The 17,285-nt window shown below is 58.3% G+C and carries 14 protein-coding genes; 11 read left to right on the top strand and 3 right to left on the bottom strand.

Going from position 1 to position 17,285, the window contains the following annotated elements; genetic code table 11:
- Nucleotide 1: 1 nt before the first annotated feature.
- The gene (locus D9K61_RS25445) at nt 2–1,792 is read right to left on the bottom strand and encodes a diguanylate cyclase (protein ID WP_120636197.1); all 1,791 of its coding nucleotides are present in this window, start codon (nt 1,790–1,792) and stop codon (nt 2–4) included.
- Nucleotides 1,793–1,973: 181 nt separating this feature from the next.
- Between D9K61_RS25445 and D9K61_RS25440 the strand changes: the two genes are divergently transcribed.
- A complete protein-coding gene (locus tag D9K61_RS25440; protein WP_120635999.1) occupies nt 1,974–4,370 on the top strand; it encodes an ATP-dependent helicase in 2,397 nt (798 codons plus the stop codon).
- A gap of 402 nt (nt 4,371–4,772) precedes the next feature.
- Here the strand turns inward: D9K61_RS25440 and D9K61_RS25435 are convergent, their stop codons facing one another.
- Nucleotides 4,773–4,997 (bottom strand): DUF1127 domain-containing protein, encoded by a 225-nt coding sequence (locus tag D9K61_RS25435; protein ID WP_120636196.1) that lies wholly within the window; start codon nt 4,995–4,997, stop codon nt 4,773–4,775.
- Between the two features lie 862 nt (nt 4,998–5,859).
- Here D9K61_RS25435 and mraZ point away from each other — a divergent pair.
- The 9 genes from mraZ (at nt 5,860) to D9K61_RS25385 (ending at nt 15,554) form a co-directional block, all read left to right on the top strand.
- The gene (gene mraZ, locus D9K61_RS25425) at nt 5,860–6,363 is read left to right on the top strand and encodes a division/cell wall cluster transcriptional repressor MraZ (protein ID WP_120635997.1); all 504 of its coding nucleotides are present in this window, start codon (nt 5,860–5,862) and stop codon (nt 6,361–6,363) included.
- 4 nt (nt 6,364–6,367) lie between these two features.
- On the top strand, nt 6,368–7,360 hold the full coding sequence (gene rsmH, locus D9K61_RS25420) for a 16S rRNA (cytosine(1402)-N(4))-methyltransferase RsmH (RefSeq protein ID WP_120636195.1): 993 nt from the start codon (nt 6,368–6,370) through the stop codon (nt 7,358–7,360).
- Complete coding sequence (locus D9K61_RS25415; RefSeq protein WP_120635996.1) at nt 7,357–7,725, top strand: cell division protein FtsL; 369 nt, start codon at nt 7,357–7,359, stop codon at nt 7,723–7,725. The genes rsmH and D9K61_RS25415 overlap by 4 nt, the downstream gene beginning before the upstream one ends.
- Nucleotides 7,722–9,509 (top strand): penicillin-binding protein 2, encoded by a 1,788-nt coding sequence (locus tag D9K61_RS25410; protein WP_120635995.1) that lies wholly within the window; start codon nt 7,722–7,724, stop codon nt 9,507–9,509. Before D9K61_RS25415 ends, D9K61_RS25410 begins: the two co-directional genes overlap by 4 nt.
- A 22-nt stretch (nt 9,510–9,531) precedes the next feature.
- Nucleotides 9,532–11,013: a UDP-N-acetylmuramoyl-L-alanyl-D-glutamate--2,6-diaminopimelate ligase gene (locus D9K61_RS25405; RefSeq protein ID WP_120635994.1), complete on the top strand. Its 1,482-nt coding sequence runs from the start codon at nt 9,532–9,534 to the stop codon at nt 11,011–11,013.
- Nucleotides 11,010–12,404, top strand: coding sequence for a UDP-N-acetylmuramoyl-tripeptide--D-alanyl-D-alanine ligase (murF, locus tag D9K61_RS25400; protein ID WP_120635993.1), 1,395 nt, complete (start codon nt 11,010–11,012; stop codon nt 12,402–12,404). Before D9K61_RS25405 ends, murF begins: the two co-directional genes overlap by 4 nt.
- 35 nt (nt 12,405–12,439) lie before the next feature.
- Nucleotides 12,440–13,522 carry a phospho-N-acetylmuramoyl-pentapeptide-transferase gene (gene mraY / locus D9K61_RS25395; protein WP_120635992.1) on the top strand — a complete coding sequence of 361 codons (1,083 nt, stop codon included), beginning with the start codon at nt 12,440–12,442 and terminating at the stop codon, nt 13,520–13,522.
- A 151-nt stretch (nt 13,523–13,673) separates the two neighbouring features.
- Nucleotides 13,674–15,074 carry a UDP-N-acetylmuramoyl-L-alanine--D-glutamate ligase gene (gene murD / locus D9K61_RS25390; protein WP_120635991.1) on the top strand — a complete coding sequence of 467 codons (1,401 nt, stop codon included), beginning with the start codon at nt 13,674–13,676 and terminating at the stop codon, nt 15,072–15,074.
- Nucleotides 15,075–15,179: 105 nt separating this feature from the next.
- Nucleotides 15,180–15,554, top strand: coding sequence for a glycine zipper family protein (locus tag D9K61_RS25385; protein WP_254055872.1), 375 nt, complete (start codon nt 15,180–15,182; stop codon nt 15,552–15,554).
- Here D9K61_RS25385 and D9K61_RS25380 read toward each other — a convergent pair.
- Nucleotides 15,551–16,729 (bottom strand): NAD(P)/FAD-dependent oxidoreductase, encoded by a 1,179-nt coding sequence (locus D9K61_RS25380; protein ID WP_120636193.1) that lies wholly within the window; start codon nt 16,727–16,729, stop codon nt 15,551–15,553. The genes D9K61_RS25385 and D9K61_RS25380 overlap by 4 nt on opposite strands.
- 140 nt (nt 16,730–16,869) lie before the next feature.
- On the opposite strand from D9K61_RS25380, the gene D9K61_RS25375 reads away from it, so the two are divergent.
- The gene (locus D9K61_RS25375) at nt 16,870–17,268 is read left to right on the top strand and encodes a rhodanese-like domain-containing protein (protein ID WP_120635990.1); all 399 of its coding nucleotides are present in this window, start codon (nt 16,870–16,872) and stop codon (nt 17,266–17,268) included.
- Nucleotides 17,269–17,285 lie beyond the last annotated feature (17 nt).

Here is a 17,285-nt window from a genome sequence, read left to right as displayed (position 1 = left end):
GTCAGGCGGCGTTTGCAGGAGGGGTCGGTGTTCCAAGCTCCCTACGTGTCGACTGATCAGCATTTTCGTGATGAGCATTCCCGCGCGCCACCTGCACCTGATTGCGCCCTTTGTCCTTGGCAGCGTACAGCGCGTCATCCGCCGAACGCATCAGGTCCTGCGGCATGTGCCCATGGGTTGGATAATGCGCCACCCCAACCGATATCGTAATGCGCGGCAGGGATTTTTCGCCATACCGGACCGAGACCGCCTCGACCGCCTGTCGCAGTTTTTCCGCCCGCGTCATGGCGTCTTCGGGGGTGTTATCCGGCAGGATCAGCATGAATTCTTCGCCGCCGATACGGCAGGCCACTTCATCTCGGTCACAGCCCTGTTCCAGAGCAGCACCAACCGCCCGCAAGACCATATCACCGGCATCATGGCCATGGGTGTCGTTGAACTTTTTGAAATGATCCACGTCCACGGCAATCAGGCTCAGTGGTGCGCCGGTTTGTTGGCTGCGGCTTATTCCTTTGCGCAGCGACTCGGTCATATGACGACGGTTGAACAAGCCGGTCAGGGGGTCGCGCACCGATTGGTCATGCAACTGATCCCGCATCCGAACATTGGCAATCGCCATGCTGATTTGTTCAGCGCACAGCTGCGCCAGTTTCTTGCTGGCATGAAACGCATCGCTACAGCCCTCATGCGCGCGCAGATGCATCAACCCAACCGTTTCACCATGTGCCAGGATGGGAAAACAGAAATACGGGCGCCCATCATGTGGCTCGGCATGTTCGCAAACGAAATCGATCTCTGAGGCACCGAACTCGTAGGTCCGGCCCCGCCGCAATCCCCAACATCCTTCGGGATGGATATGGGCCCTGTGCGAGCCGCCGTTCCAACTGGCACAACCGTCAAGCACATCCCGCGAATTCGAATAGACATACACGCTGCCCTCGGCCTTCGGCAGGATGTGGGTCATGAAGCGTGACACCATGTCAAAAAGCTCGTCAAGTGATCGGCTGGATTGCAGCCATTCGTTCAATTCACCCAACAGTCGTACTTCGCGCGCCAGACGCAGCTGCTCATCCATCAAATCACGCTCTTTCGTCGCGTGGACCTTTAAAAGGCGCAGCTGATTGCGGTTCGCGCGATGGATTACCAAGATTACTGCCGCCAATGCCGTCAGGGCGATGCCGCTGAGTATGATCAGGGACAGCCTGACACGGTTGATAAACAGGGATCTGACCTGCGTAATGTCCGTATAAAACTCGATCGCGCCCAGAAACTGACCATCCTTGATGATCGGAGTATAAATTTCAGCCACGTGGCGGGTGGACGAGGTTGGTCCGTCCAGCAGATCGGCGTCAAATGAATCCACCTCGGTGATGGGCTTTTCTTCGTGTTTGTAGAAAATGTTGCCCATGCCGACGATTTCGGTGAAATAGGCATTCGTTGTTACCGCGCCGACATCAGAGGCACGCGTTGACCAAAAGACCCGGCCTTTTGCATCAAACAACTTGAACCGGTAGATGTCCGTGGTTGCTGGCAGCAGTTCAAGAAACTCCTGATCATGATCATCCATGTACCCGATTGAAAACGTTTCTTCGAGGTCATGCAGATGCCCTTCGACCTGGCGATTCAACTGCGTCGCGCGGTGACGCAGATCAGCTTCCAGCATTCGGTCCACGACGGGGGCAGGGATTGCATAATTGCCCCAGCCCGCCAATGCTGTGAGCGCGATCAACGCACCAGCTATGCCCGCCATCTTCAGTCGTGAGCCGCGGCCCACCGAATCAACTTGTTTCATAACCGCACGCTCCCACAGCTTTGGGCCAAGCATCCGGCGCAATGTTTGACAGAGAGTTAATGACAGCTGCAGGCAACGCGGCGACTTGATTAAGATTGACCCGAAATCGCTTGCAAAACCCTTGTGAACAAGCCGTGAACAAACTCTTTCCCTCGGCGCGCATCCGGCGTAGTTTGGACCTATGAGCAGTTTTGACGAAATGGACGCCTTTGAAGGCGCATCGCTGTCCCAGAGAGCTATGGCGCGGCCATCAACGCCGTATCTGGATGATCTGAACCCGGCGCAGCGCAACGCGGTCGAGCGGCTGGACGGGCCTGTGCTGATGTTGGCCGGGGCAGGGACCGGAAAGACCAAAGCGCTGACGACGCGTATTGCGCATCTTTTGACCACCGGGTGCGCCCGTCCGAACGAGATCCTGTCGGTGACATTTACCAACAAAGCCGCGCGCGAGATGAAGCTGCGCGTTGGGCGCCTGTTGGGTCAACCGGCCGAAGGAATGCCTTGGCTGGGCACGTTCCACGCAATCTGCGTCAAGCTTTTGCGCCGCCATGCGGAACTGGTGGATCTGAAGTCTAACTTCACCATTCTGGACAGCGACGACCAGCTGCGGTTGCTCAAACAATTGGTGCAGGCGGCCAATATCGACGACAAACGCTGGCCGGCGCGGATGTTGGCCGGAATCATCGATGACTGGAAAAACCGGGCGCTGACACCCGACAAAGTGCCCGCTGCGGACGCGGGGGCCTATAACAACAAAGGTATTGAACTCTACGCCCAATACCAGACCCGCCTGCGAGAGCTGAATGCCGTCGATTTCGGCGACCTGCTGCTGCATATGGTGACGATCTTTCGGACGCATGGGGATGTGCTGGAGCAATACCAGCGTTGGTTCCGCTATATCCTTGTGGACGAATACCAAGACACCAACGTCGCCCAATACCTCTGGCTGCGTCTGCTGGCCGGGGCGCACAAGAATATCTGCTGCGTGGGCGATGACGACCAGTCGATCTACGGCTGGCGCGGGGCCGAGGTGGGCAACATCCTGCGGTTTGAAAAGGATTTTCCCGGCGCTTTTGTGGTGCGGTTGGAACAAAACTACCGCTCAACCCCACATATTCTGGCGGCTGCTTCGAATGTCATCCGGGGCAATGAAAACCGTCTGGGCAAAGAGCTTTGGACCGACGCGGAGGATGGCGAGAAAGTCCGCCTGATCGGTCATTGGGATGGCGAGGAAGAGGCGCGCTGGATCGGTGAAGAGATCGACGCGATGCAGGGTGGCACCCGAGGCGTGCGGCCGATGAACCTTGACGAGATGGCCATTCTTGTGCGGGCCAGCCACCAGATGCGCGCGTTCGAGGATCGCTTTTTGACTATCGGTCTACCGTACAAGGTGATCGGCGGGCCACGCTTCTATGAGCGGATGGAGATCCGCGATGCCATGGCCTATTTCCGACTGGTTGTCAGCCCCGAGGATGATCTGGCGTTCGAGCGGATCGTGAACACGCCCAAGCGCGGTCTGGGCGACAAGGCGCAACAGACGATCCAACGCACTGCACGGGAAAACGGAGTTTCCCTGGTCGACGGTGCGCGGATTGCAGTCGACAACGGGTTGATCAAGGGCAAAGGCGGTAAGGCGCTAAGCGAGTTGATCGAGGGGCTGGCCCGTTGGAACGCGATGACTCGGGGGCCCCGGATCGAAGTTGACGATGAGTCGGTGATCGACGACGGCACCGCACCGATGCGGTTTGGCGCGCCGGAACATACGCATATCGAACTTGCCCAAATCGTATTGGACGAATCCGGCTATACCGGCCACTGGCAAAACGACAAAACGCCCGAGGCACCGGGGCGGCTGGAAAACCTCAAGGAATTGGTCAACCAGCTGGATAATTTCGAGAACCTGCAAGGGTTCCTCGAACATGTCAGCCTGGTGATGGACAACGAGCAGGACTCGGATGGCGCGAAAGTGTCGATCATGACCCTGCACGCGGCCAAGGGGCTGGAATTTCCTGCCGTGTTTTTACCAGGGTGGGAGGATGGGTTGTTCCCGTCCCAACGCTCGATGGATGAATCGGGTGTCAAGGGTCTCGAGGAAGAGCGGCGGCTGGCCTATGTCGGCATCACCCGCGCTGAAGAGGTCTGTACCATTTCCTTCGCCGCCAACCGACGCGTTTTCGGGCAATGGCAGAATTCGATGCCGTCGCGGTTCATTGATGAGCTGCCTGAGGACCATGTAGAAGTTCTGACGCCTCCGGGCCTTTATGGCGGCGGTCAGACGACAGCCGGGATCGAATCCCGCGCGGTCGAGGCGAATGTCTACAACTCGCCGGGTTGGAAACGTCTGCAAGCGCGGCAGGGGCAATATGGTATGTCGCAACCAAAAGAGAGCCGCAATACGGTGATTGATGCGACCGCCTTGGCCAGTTTCACACTGGGCGAGCGGGTGTTTCACCAAAAGTTCGGCTATGGCGGCGTGGTCGGGATTGAAGGCGACAAGGTCGAAGTGGATTTCGACAAGGCAGGCACCAAGAAAGTTGTCTCTCGGTTCTTGTCCGCCAAGGACGATGTTCCGTTTTAATCAAAAGGAATGTGCCTGACGGCACATGCTCAATTTTTTGCAAAAGGCGCCCAGCTCTGGCTGTGGCGTTTTTTTTCATGTCGGAAAAATCAAAACGGCGGTTTCCAGGGAGGAGGAGAGGAAACCGCCGTTTTTATCAACATCGAAGCAGGGAGGAGGGCCCCGATGTATTCGAACCCGGGTTTGATCCCGGTATGGGAAGGCGCGGCGACGTCAGGGAGGAGGAGACGTCACCGCGCGCTTTCAACATCAGGGCAGGGAGGAGAAGAGCCCCGATGTATCAAGGTCCGGCGGTCAGGGCCGGTATAAGGTGCGGCAGCATCAGGGAGGAGGAGAGATGCTGCCGCTGATTACAGACCCTAAGGGAGGAGAAGGGCCTGATCTCGGTTGTTCCTTTGGTGCTTAGCGCACTGCGTTTTCTTCGGTCGCCTGCGTTGCGATGCGACGGATCATTGAACGGTGCAGGCCCAGATCGGCCAGCTCGCGATCCGACAGGGACGCCAGTTCGTTAACTGTTTGGCGGTACATGCGATAGCGATCAAAGCGTGTTTTTGCTGCTTCGATCAGAGCGCTCAACCCGCCTGCGGATGCGCTTTTCAGCGCGGAAGTATTGGTTGCCACTGTCATGTGCGTAACCCGATGTCTCATGTTGTTGCCGGTGTATTCCAGCGTTTGCTTGAGACTGAAAATAGGTGAATGCTGCAATTGCACAATAGCTGACGGCGTCAATGCTGCTATGCAGCAAACGCATGGATATCAATTCGTTGGGTCTGGTGTGGAAATTTGCCTTGAAAAATAGGTTTGGCGCGTCTCGTTCGCCCAAGAAATTTGCAAAAAACCTTAGCGTAAGTGGGTGTTTCTTGTTTGTGCGCTGTGCGGAAGTTGGATGCCTGTGGCAGCAACATGGGAAACCATGGGAGGGGGATCTGGGCGTCAGGAAACACATGGCACTTTCCCGTATCCGTGTGTGATTCGTGTTGTATTGTTGAAAACCACCTCGGTTTTGGAAGGTTTTTGCAACCAATTCTGTGGATAATGGGAAATCATGGGAAATTTTAGCTAACGCCCAAAAGGAGCATATATTGTGTACTGGGTGAGGCAATTGTCGAGATAGTGTGTATTTTGCCTGATTACTACAGTAGCTTCTTCAATTTACCTCTGTTTCAATTGTCTTTGGTCTGAAAATATTAGTTGATTTCCATGAATTCCCATGGCATCCCTTGTTCATCCGATGAGGACGAGGCAGCAGGGGCACCAAACGACCCCGAACCATAAATAATCAGGTTTCATACAGGCATCTCGCTTTTCATCAATCAAGAGATCCGGCGCGCGGGCGAGCAGACATCCCCCCAGGTGGCGCGTGCAGCTGGACATCCCGCATAGCGGGTCAATGCGGCGGGTTGATCAGTGGCAGCAGATCAACCCGCCGTTTTTACTTCCGGGGGAAACGTAGTTTTCTGGTGGGGCGCAAGCGAAAGGGACAGTCGTCTTGGCGCGCAGGTTTAGAGGTGAAAGCCACCATAAGGTGGATACGAAGGGCAGGGTCTCGATCCCGGCCTCGTTTCGCCGTGTGCTTGAAGCGTCCGATCCCAATTGGCAACCCGGAGACAGCCCTGAACTGGTGATTGTCTACGGTGACCACCGCCGCAAATACCTTGAATGTTATACGATGCAGGCGATCGACGAGGTCGACGCCAAGATCGATGCCCTGCCGCGTGGCTCGATGCAGCGCAAGATGCTGCAGCGTATGTTCCACGGTCAGTCCTTCCCGACCAATGTGGATGAGACCGGGCGCTTGGTCTTACCTGCCAAGCTGCGCAGCAAGATCGATCTTGAGAATGAGGCGTTCTTCATAGCTGCCGGCGATACGTTCCAGATCTGGAAGCCCAAGACCTACGAGGCCGAGGAACTGGCCGCAGCCGAAGAATGGCTTGACGATCTGCCCGACGATTTTGATCCGCTTCAGTTCCTAGATGGCACCGGGGATGCGTAGCGGCATGGCCGGCGCGACCCCCTCCTCGGATAAACCACATATCCCTGTTTTGCTGCGCCCCTTGCTGGCTGCGGTGGCCCCCGTGTCAGGGATCTGGTTGGATGGCACCTTTGGCGCTGGTGGTTACACCCGCGGTTTGCTTGAGGCTGGCGCGGATAAAGTCATCGGTGTGGACCGCGATCCGCTGGCTTTTGAATTGGTCGCTGACTGGGCCGGGGAATATGGCGACCGTCTGGTGATGCAGCAGGGCGTGTTTTCGCGCATGGATGAATATGCCCATGATCTGGACGGCATCGTTCTGGATCTTGGGGTCTCTTCCATGCAGCTTGATCAGGCCGAGCGCGGGTTTTCCTTCATGAAAGACGGTCCGCTGGATATGCGCATGAGCCAGGATGGCGACAGCGCTGCCGATCTGGTCAACACTGCGACCGAGGCGCAGCTGGCCGACATTCTGTTTCACTATGGTGAAGAACGCGCCAGCCGTCGCATTGCCAAAGCCATCTTAAAGGCGCGCGCTGAGGAGCCGATCACGACGACCTTGCGATTGGTCGGGATAATCGAGTCCTGCCTGCCGCGCCCAAAACCCGGGCAATCACACCCCGCGACGCGCAGCTTCCAAGGCCTGCGCATCGCCGTAAACGCAGAATATGAAGAGCTGTTCCAGGGCCTCATGGCGGCAGAGCGGGCGCTGAAACCCGGTGGTCAACTGGCCGTTGTCACCTTCCATTCCATCGAGGATCGGATGGTGAAGCGGTTTTTTCAGTCGCGCGCAGGGAAAACCGGTCGGGCCAATCGTTATGCGCCAGAAATGAAAGAAGAGCAGCCGCAATTTACCCTGAAAACCCGTAAGGCCGTTGGTCCTGACGATCAGGAATTGCAGGACAATCCACGCGCGCGCTCGGCCAAGCTGCGTGTTGCTGTGCGTACGGATGCCCCGGCCGGGGAAATAGATGCCCGCGCAATTGGCATGCCGCAACTTGGGGGAAGGGCAAGATGAAGGGTTTTTTGTATGTGTTGACTGCCCTGGCGGTGTTCGGGTTGGCATTATGGGCCTATCAGGAAAACTACCGTACCCAGCAGGTGTTGAAAGAAACCCAAGGGTTGCAGCGACAAATCGGCACCGCGCAGGTACGGTTGGCCGTGCTGAATGCAGAATGGGCGTATCTGAACCGTCCTGACCGTCTGCGAGAGCTGGCGGATCTGAATTTCGAACGCCTTGGCCTTCTGCCGCTGCGTTCAGAACAGTTTGGGCGGGCTGATCAGATCACCTATGCCGAAGACCCGGATCTGCCGATTGTCGACCCGATTGAGCTGCAGGCCATCACCGATATTCAAGCTCTGGGCGAGGTGCAGTTTCCATGATCCGCACGCCACTCCGCCCTTTGGCCCGCGTTCTGGATGCGCGCGCCCGTGGTGAAAACCCCAAGGTGATTGAACGGGAAAACATCCGCCAGCGCCACGAAGATATGAAAGACCGCGCGCGCGCCCGAGCCGAAGGGCGCCTGCTTGTGCTTGGGCTGTTCTTTTTCTGCGCCTTTTCTATTGTGGGCGTTCGCATGGGCATGCTTGCCACGTCCGAGGCCCAGGAACCGCTGGCCAGTGCGCCCGGCGCGGCAATTGCCATGCAACGGGCCAATATCGTCGACCGCGAAGGGCGCATACTGGCGACCAATCTCGACACCTACTCGGTTTATGCTCAACCGCCTTTGATGATCGATCCGAACGCGGCCGCCGACCAGCTTGTGGCGATCTTCCCTGATTTGGAAAAAGAGCGCCTGATCAAGGATTTCACCGGCAACCGCAAGTTCATCTGGATTAAGAAACGGATCTCGCCCGAACAGAAACAGGCTGTGCATGACATCGGCGATCCGGGCATCTTGTTCGGCCCGCGTGAGATGCGCCTGTATCCCAATGGCCGTCTTGCGGCACATATTCTGGGTGGTTCAGGGTTCGGACGCGAAGGCGTCAGCGCGGCCGAAGTCATCGGCGTCGCCGGGGTCGAGAAAAAGTTTGACGACTATTTGCGCAACCCGGCCAACGGCAACAAACCCCTGCAACTGTCACTAGACCTGACCATTCAGGCGGCGGTCGAACAAGTGCTGTACGGCGGCATGAAGATCATGAACGCCAAAGGGGCCTCGGCTGTTTTGATGAATGCGCATACAGGCGAGGTCGTTTCGGCCGCGTCTTTGCCATCTTTTGATCCCAACGATCGTCCGCGCCCTCCGACGTCGGGTTTTGATCCCTCCGACAGCCCCTTGTTCAACCGTTACGTGCAGGGTGTCTATGAGCTTGGGTCGGTCTTCAAAATCTTCACAGCAGCGCAGGCGGTGCAACTGGGGTTAGTGAATTCGAACACGATCATCGATACCTCGGGCCCGATGAAAATCGGCCGGTTTCCGATTGGTGAATTCAACGGCAAGAACTACGGCAAGATCAGTGTATCTGATGTGATCGTTCACAGTTCAAACCGTGGTACTGGTCGCCTGGCCTTGCAGATCGGCGCGCAGCGGCAGCAGGCCTTCCTGGAAACGCTTGGTATGTTCGAACCTACGCCCTTCGAAATTGTCGAAGCCGCAGGCGGCGAGCCCCTGAAGCCCAAGAAGTGGGGCGAGTTGAGCACTGTGACCATCTCATACGGTCACGGTTTGTCGACCAGCCCGATGCATCTGGCGGCAGGGTATGCCGCCATTGCCAACGGCGGTCACTATGTCAGCCCGACCATTCTGCGCAAAAACGGGCCGCAATATGGGCCACGTGTGATGTCGCAGGGCACGGCAAGTCAGGCGCAAAAGATGCTGCGCAGGGTCGTCACCGACGGGACCGCCAGTTTTGGTGATGTGGCAGGATACTATGTCGCCGGAAAAACCGGCACAGCCGACAAGCCGAAACCGCGCGGCGGCTACTATGATGACAAGGTCATTGCCACCTTTGCCACGATGTTCCCGTCTTATGATCCGAAATACGTTCTGATCGTCACTCTGGATGAGCCGTCAATCTTGGCCTATGGCGAAAAGCGTCGCACGGCGGGCTGGACCGCTGTTCCGGTCGCTGCCGAATTGATCGGTCGGATCGCGCCCCTTTTGGGTTTGCGACCCCGGCTTGAGCCTGAGGCCGGCGCTGCTATAACCCTGACGTCGAATTAGGCTGTTGGACAGAAGGTGGGTCATGGGCGATCAGTCAAAGAAACTTAGCCAACTGGCCCTGACTGCGCGGGGCGGTGCAAACCCGGCGATCACCGGGCTGGCCGTCGATAGCCGCGAAGTCGAAGACGGCTACCTGTTCGCGGCCCTTCCGGGCACGCGGGTTCATGGCGGAGAGTTTATTCAATTTGCCCTGCGTATGGGCGCCGCTGCGATCCTGACCGATGCCGAGGGCGCCAAAATCGCTGCCGCTGAGCTGTCGGCCTCGGACGCAGCCCTGATCGTGACCGAAGACCCACGACAGGCGTTGGCCGGATGTGCCGCGCTGTGGTTTGGGGCGCAACCGCAGACCATCGTGGCGGTCACCGGCACCAATGGTAAAACATCCGTTGCAACATTTGTGCGCCAGATTTGGACCGAGCTGGGCCATGCCGCGGTTAATCTTGGCACCACCGGGGTGGAAGGGGCATGTACGGCACCGCTTGCCCACACCACGCCCGAACCGATCACTCTGCATCGGTGTTTGGCCGAAGCGACCCACAATGGTGTGACCCACGCCGCGATGGAGGCCTCCTCCCACGGTCTTGAACAACGCCGCCTTGACGGCGTGCAGCTGACCGCTGCCGGGTTTTCGAACTTCACGCAGGACCATTTGGACTACCACGAAACGTTCGAGGCGTATTTCGACGCCAAGGCAGGCCTGTTTGATCGGGTTCTGCCACAGGACGGTACCGCAGTCATAAATCTGAGTGACCCCAAAGGCGGGCAGGTGCGGCGGATCGCCGAAGCGCGAGGGCAATCGGTGCTGTCGGTTGGGTTGGGACAGGCTGACCTGTGCCTGATGAACCAGCGCTTTGACGCAACAGGTCAGGATCTACGGTTCTCCTGGCAAGGCAAAACCTTCCTGACCCGCCTGAACCTGATCGGTGGATTTCAGGCCGAAAACATACTGCTCGCTTGCGGATTGGTGATTGCCGCCGGGGATGACCCGGAGCGCGTGTTCGAAACCTTGCCGCATCTGACGACCGTGCGGGGCCGCATGCAGCTGGCCGCAACTCGCGAGAATGGAGCAGCGGTCTTTGTTGATTATGCGCATACGCCGGACGCGGTAGCGACTGCGTTAAAGGCCTTGCGTCCGCATGTGATGGGTCGCCTGATCGCCATTGTCGGCGCGGGCGGGGATCGTGACGCAAGCAAGCGCCCCTTGATGGGCAGCGCCGCGACAAATCACGCCGACATCGTCTTTGTCACCGATGACAACCCGCGCAGCGAAGATCCGGCCACAATCCGTGCTGCGGTGATGGACGGTGCTCCGGGTGCCACCGAAGTCGGTGATCGGGCCGAGGCCATCCTGCGCGGCATTGATGCCCTGCAACCGGGCGACGCGTTGTTGATTGCGGGCAAGGGGCACGAAACGGGCCAGATTGTCGGCGATCAGGTTCTGCCATTCGATGATGTCGAACAGGCCAGCATCTCGGTGGCGGCATTGGACGGGAGGGTCGCATGACCCTTTGGACTGCCGCCGAGGCCGCCACCGCCACCGCAGGGCGCGCCACCACCGATTGGGTGGCAAACGGCGTGTCCATCGATACACGCACGCTTCAGCCGGGTGATCTGTTCGTCGCCCTCACGGCGGCCCGCGACGGTCATGAGTTCGTTGCACAGGCGCTTGAAAACGGCGCGGGCGCAGCGCTGGTTTCACGTATTCCAGAAGGTGTCTCTGAAGATGCGCCCCTGTTGATCGTGGAAGATGTGCAGGCCGGGTTAGAGGCATTGGGGCAGGCCGCCCGGGCCAGAACCGCCGCACAGGTCATCGGGGTAACCGGCAGTGTCGGCAAAACCTCGACCAAGGAAATGCTGGCTGCGATCTTGTCGACACAAGGTCGCACCCATGCCAGCGTTGCCAGTTACAACAACCACTGGGGCGTGCCGCTGACACTGGCCCGGATGCCCCGACAAACCGAGTATGCCGTGATCGAAATCGGCATGAACCATCCCGGTGAGATTTCCCCTCTGGCGCGGCAGGCCTGCCCACAAGTCGCACTGGTCACGACGGTTGCCGCCGTACATCTGGAGGCTTTTGACTCGGTTGCGGGCATTGCGCAGGAAAAAGCTGCGATTTTCGACGGGTTGACCGAAGGCGGGACAGCTGTCGTCAATGCCGATATCGAACATGTCGATATTCTGCGCCAACACGCGCAGGTGCTGGGTGCGAAAACAATCGATTTCGGCCGCGCAGCCTGCGATTTTGTTTTGACGGATGTCGAACAGTCATCCGACTCGGTTCACGCTTTGGCGACAATAGGCGGTAAAACCTTTGCCTATGACGTCGCGTCGGCGGGCACGCATTTTGCGATGAACGCGCTGGGTGCATTGGCGGCTTGCAGTGAACTGGGTGTCGATCTGGATCAGGCAGTTGCCGGTCTGAAACGCTGGTCTCCGGTTCAGGGTCGTGGGGTGCGTGAGATCATTGCACTGCCTAAAGGTGGGCGAATCGAAGTGCTGGATGACAGCTATAATGCCAACCCCACATCGATGGCTGCAGCCCTTGATGTTCTTGCTGCGGTTCAGGGCACCCGACGGATCGCTTTTCTGGGCGATATGAAAGAGTTGGGCCCTGAAGAACAGGCCATGCATGCCGACATGGCCAGTGTGAACGCCATGGCGCATATTGATCAGGTACATTGCATCGGCTCGTTGATGCAGGCCTTGCATCAGGCCCTGCCGGAAAGTCGGCGTGGGTTGTGGTTTGAAACCAGTGATGAGATGGCGACGTATCTGCCCGAACTGATCCGGCCGGGCGATGCGGTTCTGGCTAAGGGATCGCTTAGTATGGCGCTGGCACGGATTGTTGACGGTTTGCGGAAAATGGGGCAAGGGGGCGCGCCTGATGTGTAACCCACCCGTGACACGCGTTTGAGAAAGGTCTTGTAATGCTCTATTGGCTGACCGCCCTGTCGGACGGAGGGGATTTTTTCAACCTCTTCCGTTACATCACATTCCGCGCAGGCGGCGCCTTTCTGACCGCACTGATATTCGGGTTTCTGTTTGGCAAACCACTGATTAACGTGCTGCGCAAGAAGCAGGGCAAAGGTCAGCCGATCCGTGATGACGGGCCTGAGGGCCATTTGTCCAAGGCAGGAACGCCGACCATGGGCGGCTTGCTGATCGTCGGCGCGCTTTTGACTTCCACCCTGATCTGGGCCCGATGGGACAACCCCTATGTCTGGATGGTGCTGTTCGTGACATTGGCTTATGCAGCTATTGGCTTTGCTGATGACTATGCAAAAGTGTCGAAACAGAATTCAAAGGGTGTTTCTGGCAAAATGCGGCTTGCCTTGGGGGTCATCATCGCTGTGCTGGCCGCAGGGTGGGCATCCCTGAACCACCCCGAAGCGCTGCAGAACCAGCTGGCGCTGCCGGTGTTCAAAGACACGCTGATCAACCTGGGTATCCTTTACATTCCGTTCGCCATCATCGTTATCGTCGGTGCGGCCAATGCCGTGAACCTGACAGACGGTCTGGACGGGCTCGCCATCATGCCGGTGATGATCGCGGCATCGACCCTTGGAATCATTGCCTATGCGGTCGGACGAGTGGACTTCACTGAATACCTGGATGTGCACTATGTGCCAGGCACCGGCGAGATCTTTATCTTTACCTCGGCGCTGTTTGGCGCCGGTCTTGGCTTCCTTTGGTATAATGCACCGCCGGCTGCTGTTTTCATGGGCGACACCGGGTCTTTGGCGTTGGGTGGCGCGCTGGGTGCCATTGCCGTGGCCACCAAACACGAGCTGGTGCTTGCGATTGTTGGCGGCTTGTTTGTGGTCGAGGCGCTGAGCGTGATCATTCAGGTGCTTTACTTCAAGCGCACAGGAAAACGGGTTTTTTTGATGGCGCCGATCCACCATCACTATGAGAAAAAGGGCTGGGCAGAGCCTACGATCGTCATCCGTTTCTGGATCATCTCACTGATCCTGGCGATGATTGGTCTGGCGACCCTCAAAGTCAGGTAATGCTCCCGCCAGGTTCGACGGGCCTGCGGCCCGCCTTGCACCTGTTGGGCCCGGCTCGCGCTGCCGCGCGAGCCTGATACCGCCCTTGCCAATGACAATTTCTTCGGTGCAGTGTGGCGGCCAATTCAAGATGAAATGAAGGTACGGCAGCATGATCCCGGTCAAAGGATTTTCAGGACAAAAAGTAGCGGTTCTGGGGTTGGGCCGGTCTGGTCTGGCGGCCGCACGCGCCCTTCGTGCGGGTGGAGCTACTCCCATCTGCTGGGACGACAATCCGGCCACACGTGACACGGCCTCAGACGAAGGCTTTGTCTGCGCCGACTTGTTGCGGCAGGGCGCCTTTGACGATGTTGCGACGCTGTTGGTATCGCCCGGTATTCCGCATCTTTATCCGCAGCCAAATCCGGTGGTAGCCGCGGCGCTTGAAGCTGGTGTTCCGGTGGACAACGATATTGGCATGTTCTTCCGGTCGTTTGCGGATCAGGATTGGGGCAGGTTTGAAACCCCGCCGCGCGTGATCGCGGTCACAGGCTCAAACGGCAAATCCACAACGGCGGCATTGATCCACCATATCCTGACCGAGGTCGGGCGGGATGCGCAATTGGCCGGTAACATCGGGCGCGGGGTGCTTGATATCACACCGGGCGGTGATGGTTCAGTTGTTGTGCTGGAACTCAGCAGCTATCAGACCGAGTTGGCGCGCGCGCTGACGCCGGATGTGGCGGTGTTTACCAACCTTTCACCGGATCATCTGGACAGGCATGGAGGCATGGGCGGGTATTTTGCAGCCAAGCGGCGATTGTTTGCAGAAGGTGGACCGGATCGGGCCGTTATCGGTGTGGATGAGGCCGAAGGCGCGTTTCTGGCGGGCCAACTGGCCGAAGGCCCAAGCGACGACCGGGTGATCCGCGTTTCGGTTGCGCGCAAGTTGACGGGAACGGGATGGCAGGTTTTTGCCCGCAAAGGGTTCCTGTCGGAATACCGTAAGGGGCGTCAGGCCGGTTCGATCGACCTGCGCGCTATCAAGGGCCTGCCCGGTGCGCATAACCACCAGAACGCCTGCGCAGCCTACGCTGCCTGTCGGTCGCTTGGTCTTGCGCCCCGAGTGATCGAGGACGCGCTGCACAGCTATCCGGGCTTGCCGCACCGCAGCCAGATCATCGCCGAAGCGGATGGTGTGACCTATGTCAACGACTCTAAGGCGACCAACGTGGACAGCGCCGTCAAAGCTTTGAGCGCGTTCAAAAAAGTCCGCTGGATCTGCGGCGGGTTAGAGAAAGAGGGCGGTATCGCTGCCTTGAACGGGGCCACAAAAGACGTCCTCAGGGCCTATGTCATCGGGCGTGAGGCGGCAAATTTTGCCATGCAGTTGGACATTGACGCGCTGGTCTGCACAACCATGGAAGCCGCCGTTGCGCAAGCCGTGGCGGACAGCCAGCCGGGGGAGACGGTTTTGCTGGCCCCAGCCGCCGCAAGTTTCGATCAATATGACAATTTCGAACAGCGTGGAGATGACTTCGCGGAACAGGTCAAAAGCCAACTTGAAGGCTAGCTCATTTGCAATTGACCGCCGTTTCGGACAGAGTCCTAGGTGATCGGCTTGACGCCAAATAAGAAATTGTTTTGTTTCTCGATAATTCAACGCGAGGTCATGAATATGCCAAACCGTAAATCTCTTCTGATCATTCCCGCTTTGTTGCTGGCTGGTGCCTGCACAAATACAGGGGCGAGTTATCAACCGGTTATCGATGGACCGATTGGGCCGAATTACAGCAACGATCTGGCGCAATGCCAGCAATTGGCGGCGTCACAGGCCACCATTGACGGCAGCACCGCCGGGAACGCGGCTATCGGCGCGGCAGGTGCGGCTGCAGTCACCGGGATCGTTCAGGACAGCAGCGACAATCTGGGTCGTGCTGCTGTTGCAGGTGCTCTGTTAGGGGCAAGTGCGGATGCCATCGGCAAGAACCAGAACAAGGAAGTCATTGTGCGGAATTGCATGCGTGGCCGCGGCTACAACGTAGTCGGTTAATCACCAGCAATTGCGCTTCCGGCGGCGTGGCCCGAAGACCACGCCCACTGGAAATTGTAGCCGCCCAACCAGCCGGTGACATCCACCGCTTCACCAATTGCATAGAGGCCAGGGATTTCCTTGGCCTCCATCGTTTTTGACGACAGATCATCTGTATCGATCCCGCCCAAAGTCACTTCGGCGGTGCGATACCCTTCGGTGCCCGAGGGCATGAGGTGCCAGTCAGACAGGGCAGCCACCAGTTCAGCCAGCCTGGCGTCTGATTGATCTGCCAGCCTACCGGACATCGGAAGCTGTTGGCCAAGATAGTCCACAAGCCGCCCGGGCAGATGCCGCGCCAACTCGGTGCTCAGATCTTTGCGCCCGGACGCCTGCCGCTGATCGCGCAGCAGGTCGTAAAGTGGCAGATTGGGGATCAGGTTGACCCGGATCGCCTCGCCCTCGCGCCAATATGAGGACAGTTGCAATACCGACGGCCCGCTCAGCCCGCGATGGGTGAACAACAGAGCTTCGTCAAAGCTCGTCCGGTCGTTGGATAGTCGCGCGGGCAGGGACACCCCCGACAACTCCTTGAATTTATCGTCCGAAAATGTGAACGGCACCAGACCCGCGCGTGTGTCGGTCAGGCGCAAACCAAACTGTTGTGCAATGTCATAGGCCAGTCCCGTCGCGCCCATCTTGGGGATCGACTTGCCGCCGGTCGCCAGCACCAGATTGGCGCACGTCAGACGATGCCGCCGCCCGTCGCGCTCGACCTCCAAGGCAAACCCGGCGTCGGATTTGCTGAGGGAGCGCAGGGATGTCTGCACCCACAACTCGGCCCCGGCGCGCTCGATCTCGGCCAGCAGCATCGCGATGATCTGCTTGGAAGAGCCGTCGCAGAACAGCTGGCCCAACGTCTTTTCGTGCCATGCAATACCGTGCCGATTCACCAGATCGATGAAATCCCACTGCGTATACCGCGCCAGCGCGGATTTGCAGAAATGCGGGTTCTGCGACAGAAAGTTCTCGGGCCCTGCATACATGTTGGTAAAGTTGCAGCGTCCACCACCCGAAATGCGGATCTTCTCGCCCGGAGCTTTGGCGTGATCGACCACCAGAACGCGCCCGCCACAATGGGCCGCGCACATCAAACCGGCAGCTCCGGCGCCAAGGATGATCGTGTCATAGGTCATATTCAGCGCATGGCGTGGATTGTGGGGGAAGGCAAGAGCCCGCCGGTCGGGATTGCGTTTGCCGGACTGCATGCCCTCAGGTAGAACCAAATAAATTGTTCAAGCTCTGATGCGGACTTCGAAACACAGGAACAACGCCCATGTCACAGACCATCACCAAAGGGATCAAAACGCTGCTTGCCGAGGCAAATGCCCTCGTTACGACAATATCGATCGAGCAAGCCAAGGGTTTGATCGACAGCGACGACCATGTTCTGATCGACTTACGCGACATTCGCGAGCTGAAACGCGCGGGCAAAATACCCGGTGCGTTTTCATGCCCGCGTGGCATGCTGGAATTCTGGATTGACCCGGAAAGCCCGTATCACAAGGACGTCTTCGATCAGGACAAAACATATGTCTTCTATTGCGCCAGTGCATGGCGATCCGCGCTTAGCGCCAAGACAGCTATGGAAATGGGTCTGGCCCCGGTTGCACATATCGAAGGTGGGTTCAGCGCCTGGGTTAAGGCGGATGGACCGGTTGAGGAGGTCGAGTAGCTCAATCCGGCAAAGCG

Source organism: Ruegeria sp. EL01 (genome assembly GCF_900313035.1).
Taxonomy (GTDB): Bacteria; Pseudomonadota; Alphaproteobacteria; order Rhodobacterales; family Rhodobacteraceae; genus Ruegeria.
Note: the sequence above shows the minus strand (reverse complement) of the source record. Positions and strands in the feature narration are given on the sequence as shown.

Coding starts and splice junctions, on each gene's coding strand:
- D9K61_RS25445 (WP_120636197.1), bottom strand. CDS start 1,792: ATGAAACAAGTTGATTCGGTGGGCCGCGGCTCACGACTGAAGATGGCG.
- D9K61_RS25380 (WP_120636193.1), bottom strand. CDS start 16,729: ATGACCTATGACACGATCATCCTTGGCGCCGGAGCTGCCGGTTTGATG.
- D9K61_RS25385 (WP_254055872.1), top strand. CDS start 15,180: ATGCCAAACCGTAAATCTCTTCTGATCATTCCCGCTTTGTTGCTGGCT.
- D9K61_RS25435 (WP_120636196.1), bottom strand. CDS start 4,997: ATGACAGTGGCAACCAATACTTCCGCGCTGAAAAGCGCATCCGCAGGC.
- D9K61_RS25440 (WP_120635999.1), top strand. CDS start 1,974: ATGAGCAGTTTTGACGAAATGGACGCCTTTGAAGGCGCATCGCTGTCC.
- mraY (WP_120635992.1), top strand. CDS start 12,440: ATGCTCTATTGGCTGACCGCCCTGTCGGACGGAGGGGATTTTTTCAAC.
- rsmH (WP_120636195.1), top strand. CDS start 6,368: ATGGCCGGCGCGACCCCCTCCTCGGATAAACCACATATCCCTGTTTTG.
- D9K61_RS25375 (WP_120635990.1), top strand. CDS start 16,870: ATGTCACAGACCATCACCAAAGGGATCAAAACGCTGCTTGCCGAGGCA.
- D9K61_RS25405 (WP_120635994.1), top strand. CDS start 9,532: ATGGGCGATCAGTCAAAGAAACTTAGCCAACTGGCCCTGACTGCGCGG.
- D9K61_RS25410 (WP_120635995.1), top strand. CDS start 7,722: ATGATCCGCACGCCACTCCGCCCTTTGGCCCGCGTTCTGGATGCGCGC.
- D9K61_RS25415 (WP_120635996.1), top strand. CDS start 7,357: ATGAAGGGTTTTTTGTATGTGTTGACTGCCCTGGCGGTGTTCGGGTTG.
- murF (WP_120635993.1), top strand. CDS start 11,010: ATGACCCTTTGGACTGCCGCCGAGGCCGCCACCGCCACCGCAGGGCGC.
- murD (WP_120635991.1), top strand. CDS start 13,674: ATGATCCCGGTCAAAGGATTTTCAGGACAAAAAGTAGCGGTTCTGGGG.